Here is a 15,354-nt window from a genome sequence, read left to right as displayed (position 1 = left end):
TCTGGGTAGTTGGACATCTGTTCAGGTCACCAGAAGGAGCGTCATGAGCACCCCCCACCGGGTTCGTCGAGCGGGTTCCCCGTTCAGCCGGGCCGTCGCCGCCGCCACCACCGCGGTCCTCGCCCTGACGGGAGCGCTCGCGCTGGGCGCGGGTCCGCTCGCGACCTCCGCCGCGGCGCAGCTCCCGCAGTGCCCGGCGCCGGGAGAGATGCCGAACGTCTCGACGGGTGTCCCGATCTTCACCGACAGCAACGTGGCGGTCTGGGTCGGGGGGAACTACTCGGCGCTCCACAGCGCGGCCGAGTCGGAGGGCGTCCTGGTCGTCGAGGGTGACGCGACGTTCGACGCCCCGGGGAACTTCAGCATCGGCGCCGTCGGTGCCGGGTCGCAGATCGCGCCTCCTGACGGGTCGACCATGCTGCACGTGGGCGGCGACATGAGCGTGGGCGGGGAGACCGGCATCACGGTCGGGTCGACGCAGCCGAACGGCGGCGGGGTGAACGTCGGCGGCACGCTGACGATCGACGGTTCGCTCAGCACCACCGGGGCGTCGTCCAGCGCGCCGGTCCAGCAGGGCATCGGGGCTCCGGCCGCGCTCGCGCCCTGGGCCGACTTCCGCACGGTCGTCGAGGACACCTCGGCCACGATCGCCTCGTGGGGCGGGACGGCCGTGACGCGCTCCGGCAACCAGCTCACCTTCACGGGGTCCGGGACGGACGACCCGCAGGTGTTCACGATCCCCGCGACGCTGCTCGACGGCGCCAAGGAGATGTACTTCGTCGGGATCCCCGACAAGGTCTCGATCGCGATCAACGTGACCGGCACCGAGCCCGTCGACATCGCGCCGAACTACTGGTCCGGCAACGGGACGGGGTTCATCAACGACTTCAACACCCCCGGGTTCGGCAACTGGGCCGCGCGCACCCTCTGGAACTTCGTCGAGACCCCGAGCCTGAGCATCGGGCGCGGCGACCAGTTCCTCGGGACCATCCTCGCGCCCGCGGCCGACGCCACCATCTCGACCGCGACGAACGGGCGTGTGATTGTCGGCGGCGACCTGAGCTTCGGCATCGACGGCCTCACGACCGGGCTCGAGATGCACAGCTACCCGTGGACCGGCCCCGGCCCGTTCACGTGCCTCACGGTCGAGCCCGGTGGGTTCACGGTCGCCAAGCGCGTCGTCGGCGACGGCGCGGACCTCGTGCCGGCCGGCACCCAGTTCGCGGTCGCCTACTCGTACACCGCGAACGGGACGCCCGTCACCGGCACCCTCACGGTGACGGCCGACGGCACGGTCGTGGACGGCCCTGCCGACCTCCCTGCCGGGACGGTCGTCACGCTCTCCGAGCCCGACCTGCCCGGCGTCCCCGGGGTCGAGTGGGGCACGCCGTCGTTCTCCCCCTCGGGCACCGTCACGATCGGCGGGTCCGGGAAGATCGCCGTGACGCTCACCAACACCGCGTCGGCGCAGGTCGGCGGGTTCTCGATCGCGAAGGCGCTGACCGGGCTCGCAGCCGGGCAGGTGCCCGCGGACACCGAGTTCACGGTCGCCTACACCGTCACGGTCGACGGCACCGCGACCCAGGGGACCATGAAGGTCCTCGCCGACGGCACCGTGGTCGACGGTCCGCAGGACCTGCCGGTCGGCGCGGTCGTGACCTTCACCGAGATCGACCTGCCGGTGGTCCCGGGCGTGGTGTGGGGAGCACCCTCGTTCGACCCCGCCTCCGTGACGATCGCCGACGGCGAGAGCTCCCGGGTCACGCTGACGAACACGGCCGACGCCGCAGTGGTCCCCGTGGGGGGCTTCGCGCTCCAGAAGGTCGTCGCGAACGCCCCGGCGGGCATGGTGCCCGCCGACACCGAGTTCACGGTCGCCTACTCCTACGAGCTCGACGGCGCACCGCTGTCCGGCACCCTGACGGTGCGCGCCGACGGCGCCGTCGTCGACGGTCCGCAGAACCTCCCGGCCGGCACGGTCGTCACGTTCGGCGAGGTGAGCCTGCCCGACGTCGACGGCGTCGTGTGGGGAGCGCCGGTGTTCAGCCCGGCGAGCCTCGTGGTCGGCGCGAACGAGAACGCCAAGGTCACGCTGACGAACACCGCCGAGGAAGCACGGGCGGGCGGCTTCTCGATGGCCAAGTCCGTCACGGGCGAGGCCGCGGACCAGGTGCCCGCCGGCACGGAGTTCACCGTTCGCTACGCCTACGACCTGGACGGTGTGCCCACCACGGGCACGATGACCGTGAAGGCCGACGGGACCGTCGTCGACGGCCCGCAGAACCTCCGCGAGGGCACGGTCGTGACGTTCGAGGAGATCGCGCTCCCCGCGGTCGACGGCGTCGTGTGGGGCACCCCGGTGTTCAGCCCGGCGAGCCTCGTGATCGGTGCGGACGAGAAGGCCGCGGTCACGTTGACCAACACGGCGCTCGACGCCCCGGCAGGTGGCTTCTCGCTCGCGAAGGCCGTCACCGGGCTCGCAGCGGACACGGTGCCCGACGCGACCGAGTTCACCGTCCGTTACACGTACGACCTGGGTGGTGTGACGACCACGGGCACCCTCGCGGTGACCGCGGACGGGACCGTCGTCGACGGCCCGCAGAACCTTCCGGTCGGCACGGTCGTGACGTTCACCGAGCTCGCCCCGCCGTCGGTCGACGGCGTGGTCTGGGGCACGCCCGTCTTCAGCCCGGCCTCGGTCACGATCGCCGACGGCGAGAACGCCCTGGTGACGGTGACGAACACCGCGAACGCGGTCGTCGTCCCGCTCGGCGGCTTCTCGATGGCCAAGGAGCTCACGGGTGAGGCCGTGGGCCGCGTCCCGGCCGGCACCGAGTTCACCGCGACCTACGAGTACACGATCGACGGCGCCACGCTCGGCGGGACCCTGACGCTCCCCGCCGACGGGAGGGTCGTCGACGGCCCGCAGAACCTCGTCGCGGGCACCGTGGTGACGTTCACCGAGATCACGCCCGCCCACGTGGTCGGCGTCGAGTGGGGCACGCCGGTCTTCAGCCCGGCGAGCGTCACGATCGGCAGCGGCGAGAACACCGCCGTCACGCTCACGAACACGGCGAACCTCGCCGTGGGGACGTTCTCGGTCGCGAAGGTCGTCACGGGCGAGGCGGCCGGTCTGGTCCCGGCCGGGACCTCGTTCACGGTCGAGTACTCGTACGAGCAGGACGGCCAGGCGCAGACCGGCACCCTCGCGGGTCTGACCGACGGCACGTCCGTGCCCTTCCCGGGCGACCTCGTCGAGGGGACCGTCGTGACGCTCGGCGAGGTGAACCTGCCGGACCTCGACGGCGTCGTGTGGGGGACCCCGGTCTTCAGCCCCGACGTCGTCACGATCGGCGCCGACGAGACCGTCGAGGTCACCCTGACCAACACGGCGAGCACCGCCCCCGCGGGCGGTTTCTCGCTGGCCAAGACGGTCGTGGGCGAGACCGCCGGCCAGGTTCCGGGGGACACCGCGTTCACCGTGACCTACTCCTACGACCTGGCCGGCACGCCGACCACGGGCACGGCCACGGTCACGGCGGACGGCACCGTCGTGGACGGCCCGCAGAACCTCCCGGTCGGGACGGTCGTGACGTTCGACGAGATCGACCTGCCCTCGATCGACGGCGTCGTGTGGGGGACCCCGGTCTTCAGCCCGGCGACCGTCACGGTCGCGGACGGCGAGAACACCGCGGTCACGCTGACCAACACCGCGAACGCCGAGCCTGCGGGCGGGTTCTCGCTCACGAAGGTCGTCGAGGGCTCCGGAGCCTCGGTCGTCCCGGCCGGCACCGAGTTCACGGCCGCCTACTCCTACGAGCTCGACGGTCAGACCGTGGCAGGGACCGTGACGGTCCTCGGTGACGGGTCGGTGGTCGACGGCCCGCAGAACCTCCCGGTCGGCACGGTCGTGACGTTCACCGAGATCGACCTGCCCGCGGTCGCGGGCGTGGTCTGGGGCACCCCGGTGTTCAGCCCGGCCCAGGTCACGGTCGCGGACGGCGAGAACGCGGCGGTCACCCTGACCAACACGGCCGACGTCGTGGCCTCCCAGGTCGGCGGGTTCACGATCACCAAGGTGGTCGAGGGGAAGAACGCGGCGAAGGTCCCCGCGGACACGCAGTTCACGGTCGCGATCTCCGGGACCGTCAACGGCGAGCACACCGAGGGCACCCTGACGGTCCGCGCAGACGGCACCGTCGTCGAGGGCCCGGCGAACCTCCCCGCGAGGACGGTCGTCGACCTCGCGGAGGTCGACCTGCCGAAGATCGCGGGCGTGAGCTGGGGGACGCCGGTCTTCACGGTCGGCGGGGAGAAGGTCACGTCGGTCACGATCGGCGCGGGCGAGACCGTCGCGGTGACCCTGACCAACACCGCGGACAGCGGCCTCGCGGCCACGGGAGCGGGCGTCGCGGGCATCGCCGCCGTCGCGCTGCTGCTGGTCGGCGGGGGTGGCGCGCTCCTCGTGGGTGCGCGACGCCGTCGGGCCTGAGGTCCTGACCGGACCATCGCCCGAGCGTGCCCCGGAGCGGGCGTGACCTACCCGGTCACGCCCGCTCCGGCGTTCACGCGAGCGCCGCGCGGACTGCCGCGGCGAACGCGTCGACGTCCTGCTCCGAGGTGTCCCACGAGCACATCCAGCGCACCTCGACGCGCTCGTCGCCCGTGACGGGATCGGGGGCGGCGGCCGCCCAGTCGTAGAAGGCGAAGTCCGCGCGCAGTGCCTCGGCTGCGGCGCGCGGCAGCACCGCGAACACCGCGTTCGCCTGGGTGGGCTGGGAGAACGCGAGGCCCGACGGCGCCGCGTGCCTCCCGCCGTCGGGGACCTCTCCCTCGCTCGCCGCGGGCGAGAGCGCGGCCCGCAGGCGCGCGGCCATCGCGTTGGCGTGCGCCGCGTTCGCGCGCCACAGGTCGTCCTCGAGCAGCGCCGTGAGCTGCGCCGAGACGAAGCGCATCTTGGACGCGAGCTGCATGGTCATCTTGCGGACGAAGTCGACGCCCTGGGCCGCGTCGGGGTCCAGGACCACCACGGCCTCGCCGAACAGCAGGCCGTTCTTGGTGCCGCCGAACGACACGACGTCCACGCCGACGTCGGTCGTGGTCGCACGCAACGACACCCCGAGGGCGGCTGCCGCGTTCGCGAGCCGCGCCCCGTCGAGATGGACGCGCAGGCCCGCGGCGTGCGCGCGGTCGCTGATCGCGCGGATCTCGTCGGGCGAGTAGACCGTGCCCAGCTCGGTCGCCTGCGTGATCGACACGACGAGCGGCTGCGCGCGGTGCTGGTCGCCCAGATCGCCCACGAACCGGTCGACCGCGGCCGGGGTCAGCCTGCCCTCCGGCGCGGGGACCGTGAGGAGCTTGATCCCGCCGACACGTTCCGGGGCGGCGTTCTCGTCCTGATGGATGTGCGCGTGCTCCGACGTCACGACCGCACCCCAGCGCGGCAGCATCGACGTGAGCGCGACGACGTTGGCGCCCGTCCCGTTGAACACCGGGAACGCGGTGGCCGCGTCGCCGAAGTGGTGCCGGACGACCTCCTGGAGACGTGCGGTCCACCGGTCCGCGCCGTACGAACCGGCGTGACCCTCGTTGGCTGCGGTCAGGGACGCGAGGACCGTCGGGTGGGCCGGGGCGTAGTTGTCGGACGCGAACGAAGGCGGGGTCGAAGGCACCCGGCCAGGGTAGACCCGGGTCCGCGCGACAAGCGGCACCACCGGGCGCATCCTGGAAGAGCCGGGCCGCACGACCCGGCGCGACGCAGGGGGACGCGGCGGGCGAGCAGCCCGCCCGCCCGGGCAAGGCTGCCCGGGCATCGCAGGACCACCCCGCACGACCCCCCGCCCGAGCACGAGGGGGACGACCATGAACGCCGCACCACACCCCGCACCGCAGGTGGGTGGACCGTTCGTCCGGCAGGACGTCTGGAAGCTCTACCAGCAGGGACCCGACGGCCGAGCCATCATCAACGCCTACGCCAAGGCCGTCGGCGTCCTCAAGGCCGGCCCTCCCACGGGAGCCCGATCCTGGCTGCACCAGACCCAGGTCCACGGCATGAGCCCGGACCCGCACGACGGGCTGCGCAACCAGTGCCAGCACGGCTCCTGGTACTTCCTGCCCTGGCACCGCCTCTACCTGGGCTACTTCGAGGCGATCTGCCGCGACATCATCCGCAACCGGAACGACATCCCCCAGAAGGTCAAGGACACCTGGGCCCTGCCCTACTGGGACTACGACACGACCACGACCAACACGCTGCCACCCCCCTTCCGGGACCCCATCGGCCCCGACGGCCTCGCGAACCCGCTCTACGAGGAACAGCGCAGGAACGGCGTGAACGCCGGGACGGCGACCCTGACCTCCACCGAGACCACCGCGAAGGGCTGGTTCTACCAGCCGCTCTTCACGTCGAAGCTCCCGAACACGGCCACCTTCGGCGGACCCACGACCGGGTTCAGCCACCTCGGCGGCACTATCGGCGCCCTCGAGGGGACCCCGCACGGCACGGTCCACAACTTCGTGGGCGGCAAGATGGGGAACTTCAACACCGCGGCCTCCGACGCCGTCTTCTGGCTGCACCACTCCAACATCGACCGGCTGTGGGAGGTGTGGCGGTCCCACGCCGGCCAGGGTCGCGACCCCGCGAAGAGCGTGTTCACCCAGAAGTTCGCGTTCCTCGACCCGTCCGGAGCCCGCCGGGAACCCGAGAGCTGGGAGGTGCTCGACACGAGCGCCTTCGGGTACGTGTACGCGGACACCGGCGTCCCGCCGTCGGTCCGCTCGCTGAGGCGTGAGAGGAGGCGGCCCGTGGCCGGCATCGGAGGCGCAGGTGCAGAGGAGGACGCACAGCGCGAGGACGACGTGCGGCGTCTCGAACAGGTGCCGCCCGAGGCCGTCGCGGTCAACCGCGAACCGGTGCGCCTCACGTCCCGCACGGCGGCCGTCGACATCGCGGTCGGCCCCGGCGCCGCCCGGGAGCTGACCGACCGGGCCGCGTCGCCGACAGAGCCCGAGCGGCTGCTGCTCGTGCTCGAGCACATCACGCTCGAGGGCGACGAGCAGCCGCCCACCTACGCCGTGTACGTGGGCGACACCCAGGACGACGACGCGCTCGTCGGGAACCTGCCGCTCTTCGGGGTCCGCGAGTCGCAGGAGTCCGACGCCGAGCACGGGCTGTCGTACGTCTTCGACATCACCGACGTCGCGGCCGACCTCGGCGCGAAGGGCGCCTGGGACCCCGATCACCTGCACCTGACGTTCCACCCCGTCGTGCACGACGAGCAGGAGGTGCAGGCGGCGCCCGAGGTCGTCGTCCGGACCGTCCGGCTCATGGTCCAGTGACCGTCGCGGCCGGGCGTCCTCCGCGCCCGGTCGCGCGGGTGGCGGCGGCGCGACCGGCCGACGGGCGCTCGTCGGCCGGTCGCGCCGCCGCGCGAGGGCGCGGTGTCCGAGGGCGCGGTGCCCGGGGGCTGGGCGTCGAGGTGCGGCGGTTCCTCGCCCGTCGTCCCGAGTGGCCGGTCCTGGTGGCGGCTGCCGTCGCGTGGATCGTTCTCCTCGGTCCCTGGCTGTGGACGCCCGGCCCCGGCGCTCGCGGACCGGGACCCACGGTGGCGCACCATGCGTCCCCGGGAGGGGCGGCGACTGCGGGGTGGGCCGACGCGTGGCTCGACCCTGCGTCCTTCGCGACGGGCTGGGCGGGTGTCGCCCAGGGGGTCGGGTCCGGGGCCGCGGCCTGGGGGCACTGGGGGCTCATGGTCGTCGCGATGATGCTGCCCGGGCTGGTCCCGTCCGTGCGGCACGCGGCGTTCGCCTCGCCGCGCAGGCGACGGCACCGGACCACGGCACTGTTCGTCGGGGCCTACCTCGCGCTGTGGATGATCGTGGGCCTCGGGGTGACGCTCGTCGTCGGCCTGCTGCGCCCCGGGGTCATGGCGGCTGCCGCGGTGCTCGTCGCGGCATCGGCGTGGGAGCTGACTCCGGTCGTCCGGCGAGCCCTGGCCCGGTGCCACCGCTCGGTCCCGCTGGGCATCGAGGGCAGGACCGCGGACGTCGCGGCGCTGCGGTTCGGCTGGTTCCACGCCCGCGCGTGCGTGATCACGTGCGCGCCGTTCATGGTGGCGCTGACCTTCGCCGGGCACCCGCTCTGGCTCACGCTCGGGATCGCGACCGTGACCTGCCTCCAGAAGCTCGGGGCCGACGCCGAACGCTGGGTGCATCCCGTGGTCGTCCTCGGGGCGCTGTCGGCCGTGGTCCTGGTCGGGACGAGCTGAGCGTCACGCTCAGCGGCATGCTCAGCGGGCGGGGACGTCACCGTCGACGTAGTACCAGCGCCCGTCCTCGCGGACGAACGAGCTGACCTCGTGCAGCGACCCCCGCTCCCGCGTCCCGGCGGACCGGTAGTGGGCGACGAACTCCACGACGCCCGTCCGGTCGAGCGGGCCGCCCGCGCTCGTCGCGACGACGTCCAGCCGGCGCCACGTCACGTCGTCGTCGAGGTCCAGGTCCGCGGGGCGCGTCGAGGGGTGCCAGGTCGCGAGCAGGTAGTCCGCGTCGCCGACCGCGAACGCGGCGTAGCGCGAGCGCATGAGGGCCTCGGCGGTCGGGGCGCTCGCCGCGAGGCCCGACACCTCGGAACCGCCGACCGTGCCGGTCGAGGGACCCGTGGCGAGCCCGCGGTGGTACCGCCCGCAGCACGCCCCGTACGTCTCTCCGGACAGGCAGGGGCAGCGGGCGTCGTCGGGCAGGGGCGAGGTCGCGGTCACCCGACCATCCTTCCGTAGGGTGTGAGCCGTGCGCCTCCTCCGCTGGACCTTCGCCGTCTACCTCGCCGCCGTCCTGGTCGTGACGTGCTGGCCGTCCCCGCAGTCGACGGCCGCGCCCGGGTGGGCGCTCGCGGTCCTGGAGGTCTTCCGGTCGGCGGGCCTGCCGATGTCCTACGAGTTCCTCGAGGCCGCCTCGAACGTGGTGATGTTCGTGCCGTTCGGTGCGCTGGGGCTGCTCGTGCTCTCCGGGGCACGTCCCGAGGTGCCGCTTCGGCGCGGCGTCGGGACCGTGGTCCTGGCGGGGTTCGTGCTGTCGATCGCGATCGAGCTGTCGCAGCTCGTGATCCCGGGCCGGTACTCGACCGTGCAGGACGTCGTGATGAACACCACGGGGGCTGTGGTGGGTGCCGTCGTCGTGGCGGGAATTCTGGGCGCCCGGCGCCCGTTGACCCGAAGTTAGTGTCGCGACGACACTAAAATTCTCGCATCGTCACCCGGAGGTCCCCATGTCCACCCCGCACGTCACCGGAACGCCCGTCTTCGCCGGCAAGGTCGCGCTCGTCACCGCCTCGGGCGCCGGCATCGGAGAGGCGGTCGCGAAGCGGCTCGCCGCCCAGGGGGCGGCCGTCGTCGTCTCCGACGTCGACGACGAGGCAGGGGCACGAGTCGTCGCCGACATCGAGGCCGCGGGGGGACGTGCTGCCTACCGTCGCGCGAACGTCTCCGACCCCGCGGACGTGAGCGCGCTCGTCGCGTTCGCCGTCGAGACGTTCGGCGGGCTGCACCTCGCGGTCAACAACGCGGGCGTGGGCACCCGGCCCTTCCGCCTCGACGAGATGCCCGAGGACGGCTGGGACCGCACGCTCGACGTCACGTTGCGCGGGACGTTCCTGTCCATGAAGGCCGAGATCGCCCACATGCTCGGCCACGGCGGCGGCAGCATCGTCAACATCGCGTCGATCGCGGGCCTCAAGGCGTCGCCCGGCCTCGCGCCGTACTCGGCGGCCAAGGCGGGCGTCGTGTCCCTCACGCACGGCACCGCGATCGAGTACGTGACCGACGGCATCCGCATCAACGCCGTCGCGCCGGGCGCCATCGAGACCGCCGCGCTCGCGTCGCTGCCCGAGGAGGCGCGTGCCGGGTACGCCGCCGACGTCCCCATGAAGCGTCTCGGCCAGCCGTCCGAGATCGCGGACGCGGTCGCGTTCCTGCTGTCCGACCAGGCCAGCTTCATCACGGGTGTGGTCCTGCCGGTCGACGGCGGCACCCGGATCGCATGACCGACGCACCGCACACCGGGGCGGGGCCGTCCGACGGCCCCGCCCCGGGCGACCGGCCGGCACCGGCCCGCGTGACGCCGTCGGGCGACGAACGGGCCCTGCCCGCCGCGCTCCAGGGCGACCCGCGCGTGCCCGGGTACCGGTCCGACCTGCTCGACTCCCTGGTCCGTGTCATGGGCCTGTGGACGAGCGGCGACTTCCTCGCGGCCGTCGCGGCGCGCGAGGGGATCGACCTGGACACCCCGGCGATCGTGGTCCTCACGGTCGTGTGGCGGCAGGGACCGCGGCGCCCCTCCGCCATCGCGGAACACCTGTCCACGGGTCCGTCCAACGTGAGCAAGATCCTGCGCCGCCTCGACGCGGCGGGCCTCACGGAACGCCGCGAGGACCCCGACGACGCCCGCGCCTCGCGCGTCCGTCTCACCGAGGCGGGGGCACACGTCGCGCGCACGTTCGTCGCGGCGGGGGACGCGCTCGTGGACGAGCTGCTCGACGGGTGGTCGGCGCAGGACCGCGTGGCCTTCGCGGAGCTCATGCGGCGCTTCGAAAGGGCGAGCGAGTCCTTCCTCGACCGGGGCTGACGCGCCTGCCCCCGCGCCGGTGGCCCCGCTGCCGCGCGCGCCGGAATCGCCGAGAGGTCCTCGCAGGGAGCCGTCTACGCCCACAGCAGGCGCCACCACGTCTCGCCCGGCGCGTCCGCCCGGTGGATCCGGTGGATCCGGTGCGGCGCGTGCAGGGCGTCGCCGAGCCCCAGCTCGTCGACCACGTACGCCCACAGGAGCTCGCACTCGCAGTCCGGGACGTGCTGCTCGGTCACGAGCAGGTCCGCCTCGAAGCGCACGATCGCGCCCTCGGCGACCAGTCGCTCGTCGCAGCGCCCCGGACCCAGGACGAACCCGTGGAGCACGACCTCGTCGGGGTGCTCTGCGGCCGTCCGGAGCAGGTGTCCGAGCGGTGGTGAGCCGTTCGACCGGTGGACGAGCCGGTCCGGGCCGAGCCGCGCGAGGAGTGCTGCGGCCAGCGGCCCGCCGAGGTTCGCGAAGAACGTGGGTTCGAGCGGGTCGTCGTCGGGATGCAGGACGGGTTCCAGGAGCTCGGGTACGGCGTCCTCGAGCAGCCAGCCGTGCGTGTGCGGGCCGTGGACGTGATGGAAGCCGTCGGGACCGTTGGCCTCGGCGGCCTGGCGTTCCCAGAGCGCCCGGAGGGTGGGCGGGCCCAGGGGCGGGACCGGGTGCCGGTTCGTCGCGCGTCGTCGGGGGTGGGAAGGGCGGGTGCCGTGGCTCATGCCGGTAAGGTGCCGCGCTCGAGGGGAGCGCCGCTGGGCGCGGACAGCCCCCTGTGGACGAGGACGTCGGAGAGCGATCTGTGGACGACGCCGAAGACCTGGGCGTCCCGCGACCCGATGGGTACTTCTCCCCCTCGGACCGGCCCGCGTCGTCGGATAGTGTGCTGCCCTGACCGACGAGATCGCCACGAGGAGAGCATGAGCCAGGGACTCCAGGGGGCGGATGTCGATGCTCTGCGTCGGCTGGCCCTGGACATGACGACCGCCGGTGACCACCTCCGCACCCTCGGCGCGAGCATCGGGACGAGCATCCGGGCCGCGACCTGGTACGGACCGGACCAGCAGCAGTTCGTCGCCGGGTGGGACAGCGGGCTCTTCCCTGCTCTCGTCAGGACGGCCGACGCCCTGTCGGAGCAGGGAGACGTGCTCGCGCGCAATGCCGAGCAGCAGACACTGACCTCGGCGGGCGACGGAGCGTCCGGGCAGCCCGGGACGCCCCCGGGCGGAGGGGGTCTCCCGCCGGTGAGCGGCATACCCGGTGTCCCACCAGGAACGCCGGGGAGTCCTTCGACGCCTGGGGACGGGAACCCTGACCAGTGGCTGGGGATTCTCCCGCCGTGGGTGGGCCAGGTCTCCAACCTCGCCGGCCTGGGGGTCGACTTCGGTGGCGCTTCGCTCGACGTCCTCGACAGCTTCGAGATCGTCGCGGCGAGCAAGGTGGCGTCCGGCGCCGCCGGTGGTCTCGGTCTCGTCTTCGGTGCGCTCGGGGTCGTCGAGGGGTCCTACGAGATCGCAGGCGGCGTCGCAGAGGGCGACGGTTGGGCGATCGGTGACGGAGCGATCACTGCGGGGCTGGGGGCTGCGGGGGTCGTGACCGGCGGGCTCGGTGTCGCGGCCGCGACGGGGTTCATCGTCTCCAACCCGGTCGGGTGGGCGGTCGGCCTGGGGCTCGCGGTCGGTGGCGGCGCCTGGTGGGGTCTGCAGCAGCTCACGCCGCCGGGCATGGAGACGACCGAGTGGTTGGCCGGCATGGGGCAGGACGGGGTCGAGTGGGTCGCCGACGGAGTCGGTACGGCGTGGGAAGCCGCAGGCTCCGCGTGGGACGATGCGGCCAGCGCGACCGAGGACATCATCGACGGCACGGCCGAGTTCGTCGACGACGTCACAGCCCCGCTGCGGAACCTGTTCGCCTTCGACTGACCCGCGTCATGCCCGGACCTGCCCCCTGTCGACACCGCCCAGCACTGGAGAGACGTGGACAACGAGACCACCACCTTCCCCTTGACCACCTTCGAGCTCGCGACGCTCCTCTCGCTCGTCGAGGGGGCCGCCGCCGCGCAGTCGGCGGCGAGCCTGCGCATCCCTGACCCGAAGGACGCGGTCTCACGCAGAGCGGGACTGTCTTCGCTCGTCGTCCGGGGGCTGGTCGACCTGGGGCACGGCAGGATCACCCCCCAGGGGAAGGCCGGCGCGGTCGCCGGGGTCCTGACGACGGCCGATCAGTGGGTCGAGATCGGTGTCGCGCGTCGCGACACGGCGGACGCCGCTGTCCTCGTGGGTGCCGGTCAGGACGTCCTCCTGCTCAGCCCCCGAGGCTTCGACGTCTGGGACGTGCTCCCCGTGGACGGGAGCAAGGACCTCGTGGACGCTGGGATCGAGCTCGCCCGGCAGGGGGTGGAGGTGACGGGCGCAGACGAGCCCGTGGCCGTGAGCGTGAAGGTGACCAGAGCCACCGGGAGTGCCGTCGCCAGCGCGCACCGCGACGCCCAGGGAGGCTGGCAGGTGGCGATCGAGCCCGCCGACCCGGACGGCCGACTGACGATCCTCGACGATGCCCCGGCGGACCAGTCCGAGGCGCTCGCCACCCTGCGCAAGGCTCTCCCGTGAACGGCCCGCAGGCGGGAGGGGGAGGCGAGGAGCCGAAGCAGCTCGACGCGAAGAAGCTCGCAGGTCTCCGCACGTTCGCCGGTGCCGTCGTCGTGCTGATCGTCGTGAACTTCGTGATCGCCGGGGCGGTGGCGATCTTCGGCGGGAACAGCGACCAGGATCCTGTGGGGCGCTGGGTCGGCGTCGGGTTCCTGCTGTGCCTCAACGTGTTCCTCGTGTGGGTGCAGGTCAGGATTCGACGCTCGGACGCCTGGAGGCTCGCGACGTCCGACCGCAGCGCCCGGCGGGGCTGAGCCCGACGCGAGAGGATGCGGTCATGACCACGATCCTCGTGACCGGCGGTACCGGCACGCTCGGCACCCCCACCGTGACGCTCCTGCGTGCCGCGGGGCACGACGTCCGCGTGCTCAGCCGGTCCACCCGGCCGGGCCCGGCCTTCGTGACCGGGGACCTCACCACGGGTGAGGGCCTGCGGGAAGCGTTCGACGGCGTGGAGACGGTCCTGCACCTGGCGACCCGCGGTCCCCGGGCCGACGTCGAGATGGGCCGCCACGTCGTGGCCGCGACCCGCGACGCCGGGGTGGGGCACGTCGTGTTCCAGTCGATCGTGGGCGTCGACCAGATCCCGCTCGGCTACTACACGGCGAAGGTCGAGGTCGAGGACCTGCTGGCCGCGTCCGGCCTGCCGCACACCATCCTGCGGGCCACGCAGTTCCACGAGTTCGTCGACAACCTCTTCCTCGCGCAGCGCTTCTCGCCCGTGCTGCTCACGCCTGCGCTCGAGGTCCAGCCGGTCGCGGTGCCCGACGTCGCCGCGCGCCTCGTGGAGATCGTCGCCGCCGGGCCGTCGGGCCGGGTCGCGGACGTCGGCGGACCCGAGCGCATCACGGGCCGCGAGGCCGCGCGCGCCTGGCTGCGGGCGACGGGCAGCCGCCGCGGTGTCGCCCGGGTGCGGCTGCCGGGGCGGACCTTCGGGGCGTACGCGGCAGGCCACCACATGGTGCCGGGCGCCCCCTACGGGACGGGCACGTACGGCCAGCACCTGCTCGGGCGGTACGGGCGCCCGAGCTAGCCCGGACCTCGGCGGCAGGACCAGGACGCGTCCGGGCCGAGCCCCCGGTTGCCGGGGCCCGGACCGCGCGTGATCGTGGGGAGCATGACCCGAGCCGGTGGTACCTCGCGATCCTCGTTCGACGTCCTCGCCCGGTCGCTCGCGATCGGGGTCGCGGCGGGCAGCCGTGCGTCGCTCGGCCTGGCTCCTCCGGTGCTCACGTCCTCGCTGTCGGGGCCGTGGGGGGTGCTCGCCAAGGTCGTCGGTGCGCTGGGGGTCGCGGCCGAGCTCACGGGGGACAAGCTACCGAGCGCGGGTTCGCGGCTCGAGCAGCCCGGGCCGCCGATCCGCATGGTCTCGGGCGCGGTGGGCGCGCTCGTGCTCGCGCGCCGCGCCGAGGCCGGGGTGCTCCTCCCGCTGCTCCTCGGGGCGGCGGGCGGCGCTGCGGGCACCTGGGGCGGGGCCGCGTGGCGCGCGGCCGCGGTCGGCAGGCGCCCCGACTGGCAGGCCGCGGTCGTCGAGGACGCGGTCGCGCTCTCGCTCGCGGTGTTCGCGGTGCGCCCCTGACGCCCGCGCCTCCCCAGGACCACCGTGCCTGTGGACGAGCGGGCCTCGTCGCCACGGCGTTGGTAGCCTTCCCGTGTGCACAGGCGTCGACGCTCCGCTGCTTCCGCGGTCGTGTGCCTCGTGGTGCCTGCCGTCCTGGTCTCGGGCTGTTCGAGCAACCTCGACTGTCCTGCCGTCGGCACCTCGAGCACGCTGACCGTCTCGTTCACCGCCGACCTGCCGCCGGGCTCGACCATCGGGGCGAGCTGTGAGTCCACGGAGACGTGCTTCGTCGGCGAGGACGACGGCGACCGAAGGTCCCGCGTCCTGAGCTTTCCGGGCTCCACCCCGGACGAGACCACGATCACCGTCCTGGACGCCTCGGGAGCAGTCCTGTCCGTCCACGCCCTCAGCATCCCGTGGACGACCGACGACGACCCGTGCGATCCCCCGGCGACGGCGCGGGCGACGCTGGACCCGTCCGGATAGGCGCTCGGTCGACTCGAGAAGGAAGCACGGCCCTGGGGGCCCTGGCAGGACCCGCGA

General features: G+C 73.4%; 15 protein-coding genes. 12 read left to right on the top strand and 3 right to left on the bottom strand.

The window, feature by feature from the left end; genetic code table 11:
- The first annotated feature begins 43 nt into the window (after window positions 1-43).
- The gene (locus JOD49_RS10345; RefSeq protein WP_205307118.1) at window positions 44-4,492 is read left to right on the top strand and encodes a DUF5979 domain-containing protein; all 4,449 of its coding nucleotides are present in this window, start codon (window positions 44-46) and stop codon (window positions 4,490-4,492) included.
- Between the two features lie 73 nt (window positions 4,493-4,565).
- On the opposite strand, the gene JOD49_RS10340 is transcribed toward JOD49_RS10345, so the two are convergent.
- Entirely contained in the window at window positions 4,566-5,672 is a 1,107-nt protein-coding gene (locus JOD49_RS10340; protein ID WP_307822484.1) for a threonine aldolase family protein, read from the bottom strand.
- A gap of 190 nt (window positions 5,673-5,862) precedes the next feature.
- Here JOD49_RS10340 and JOD49_RS10335 point away from each other — a divergent pair, with 190 nt between their 5' ends.
- Window positions 5,863-7,338 carry a tyrosinase family protein gene (locus tag JOD49_RS10335; RefSeq protein ID WP_205307116.1) on the top strand — a complete coding sequence of 492 codons (1,476 nt, stop codon included), beginning with the start codon at window positions 5,863-5,865 and terminating at the stop codon, window positions 7,336-7,338.
- 266 nt (window positions 7,339-7,604) lie between these two features.
- Window positions 7,605-8,267 (top strand): copper chaperone, encoded by a 663-nt coding sequence (locus JOD49_RS10330; protein ID WP_205307115.1) that lies wholly within the window; start codon window positions 7,605-7,607, stop codon window positions 8,265-8,267.
- Window positions 8,268-8,288: 21 nt separating this feature from the next.
- On the opposite strand, the gene JOD49_RS10325 is transcribed toward JOD49_RS10330, so the two are convergent.
- Entirely contained in the window at window positions 8,289-8,759 is a 471-nt protein-coding gene (locus tag JOD49_RS10325; protein ID WP_307822483.1) for a YchJ family protein, read from the bottom strand.
- A 28-nt stretch (window positions 8,760-8,787) separates the two neighbouring features.
- Here JOD49_RS10325 and JOD49_RS10320 point away from each other — a divergent pair, with 28 nt between their 5' ends.
- From JOD49_RS10320 to JOD49_RS10310, 3 genes are read left to right on the top strand one after another with little or no spacing between them, the layout of a single operon-like run.
- A complete protein-coding gene (locus JOD49_RS10320) occupies window positions 8,788-9,219 on the top strand; it encodes a VanZ family protein (RefSeq protein ID WP_205307114.1) in 432 nt (143 codons plus the stop codon).
- Window positions 9,220-9,265: 46 nt separating this feature from the next.
- Window positions 9,266-10,039: an SDR family NAD(P)-dependent oxidoreductase gene (locus JOD49_RS10315; RefSeq protein ID WP_205307113.1), complete on the top strand. Its 774-nt coding sequence runs from the start codon at window positions 9,266-9,268 to the stop codon at window positions 10,037-10,039.
- Window positions 10,036-10,620: a MarR family winged helix-turn-helix transcriptional regulator gene (locus tag JOD49_RS10310; protein WP_205307112.1), complete on the top strand. Its 585-nt coding sequence runs from the start codon at window positions 10,036-10,038 to the stop codon at window positions 10,618-10,620. Before JOD49_RS10315 ends, JOD49_RS10310 begins: the two co-directional genes overlap by 4 nt.
- A gap of 74 nt (window positions 10,621-10,694) precedes the next feature.
- Here the strand turns inward: JOD49_RS10310 and JOD49_RS10305 are convergent, their stop codons facing one another.
- On the bottom strand, window positions 10,695-11,324 hold the full coding sequence (locus JOD49_RS10305; RefSeq protein WP_205307111.1) for a hypothetical protein: 630 nt from the start codon (window positions 11,322-11,324) through the stop codon (window positions 10,695-10,697).
- 198 nt (window positions 11,325-11,522) lie between these two features.
- Between JOD49_RS10305 and JOD49_RS10300 the strand changes: the two genes are divergently transcribed.
- The 6 genes from JOD49_RS10300 to JOD49_RS10275 all read left to right on the top strand — a co-directional run bounded on the left by JOD49_RS10300 (window position 11,523) and on the right by JOD49_RS10275 (window position 15,297).
- The gene (locus JOD49_RS10300; protein ID WP_205307110.1) at window positions 11,523-12,524 is read left to right on the top strand and encodes a hypothetical protein; all 1,002 of its coding nucleotides are present in this window, start codon (window positions 11,523-11,525) and stop codon (window positions 12,522-12,524) included.
- Window positions 12,525-12,578: 54 nt separating this feature from the next.
- Window positions 12,579-13,211, top strand: a complete 633-nt coding sequence (locus JOD49_RS10295; RefSeq protein WP_205307109.1) for a hypothetical protein — start codon at window positions 12,579-12,581, stop codon at window positions 13,209-13,211.
- Entirely contained in the window at window positions 13,208-13,504 is a 297-nt protein-coding gene (locus tag JOD49_RS10290; RefSeq protein ID WP_205307108.1) for a hypothetical protein, read from the top strand. The genes JOD49_RS10295 and JOD49_RS10290 overlap by 4 nt, the downstream gene beginning before the upstream one ends.
- A gap of 23 nt (window positions 13,505-13,527) precedes the next feature.
- The gene (locus JOD49_RS10285; RefSeq protein WP_205307107.1) at window positions 13,528-14,283 is read left to right on the top strand and encodes an SDR family oxidoreductase; all 756 of its coding nucleotides are present in this window, start codon (window positions 13,528-13,530) and stop codon (window positions 14,281-14,283) included.
- 84 nt (window positions 14,284-14,367) lie between these two features.
- Complete coding sequence (locus tag JOD49_RS10280; RefSeq protein WP_205307106.1) at window positions 14,368-14,829, top strand: hypothetical protein; 462 nt, start codon at window positions 14,368-14,370, stop codon at window positions 14,827-14,829.
- 75 nt (window positions 14,830-14,904) lie between these two features.
- Entirely contained in the window at window positions 14,905-15,297 is a 393-nt protein-coding gene (locus JOD49_RS10275; RefSeq protein ID WP_205307105.1) for a hypothetical protein, read from the top strand.
- Window positions 15,298-15,354: the final 57 nt, after the last annotated feature.

This window comes from Oerskovia jenensis, from assembly GCF_016907235.1.
Lineage (GTDB): Bacteria > Actinomycetota > Actinomycetes > Actinomycetales > Cellulomonadaceae > Oerskovia > Oerskovia jenensis.
Note: the sequence above shows the minus strand (reverse complement) of the source record. Positions and strands in the feature narration are given on the sequence as shown.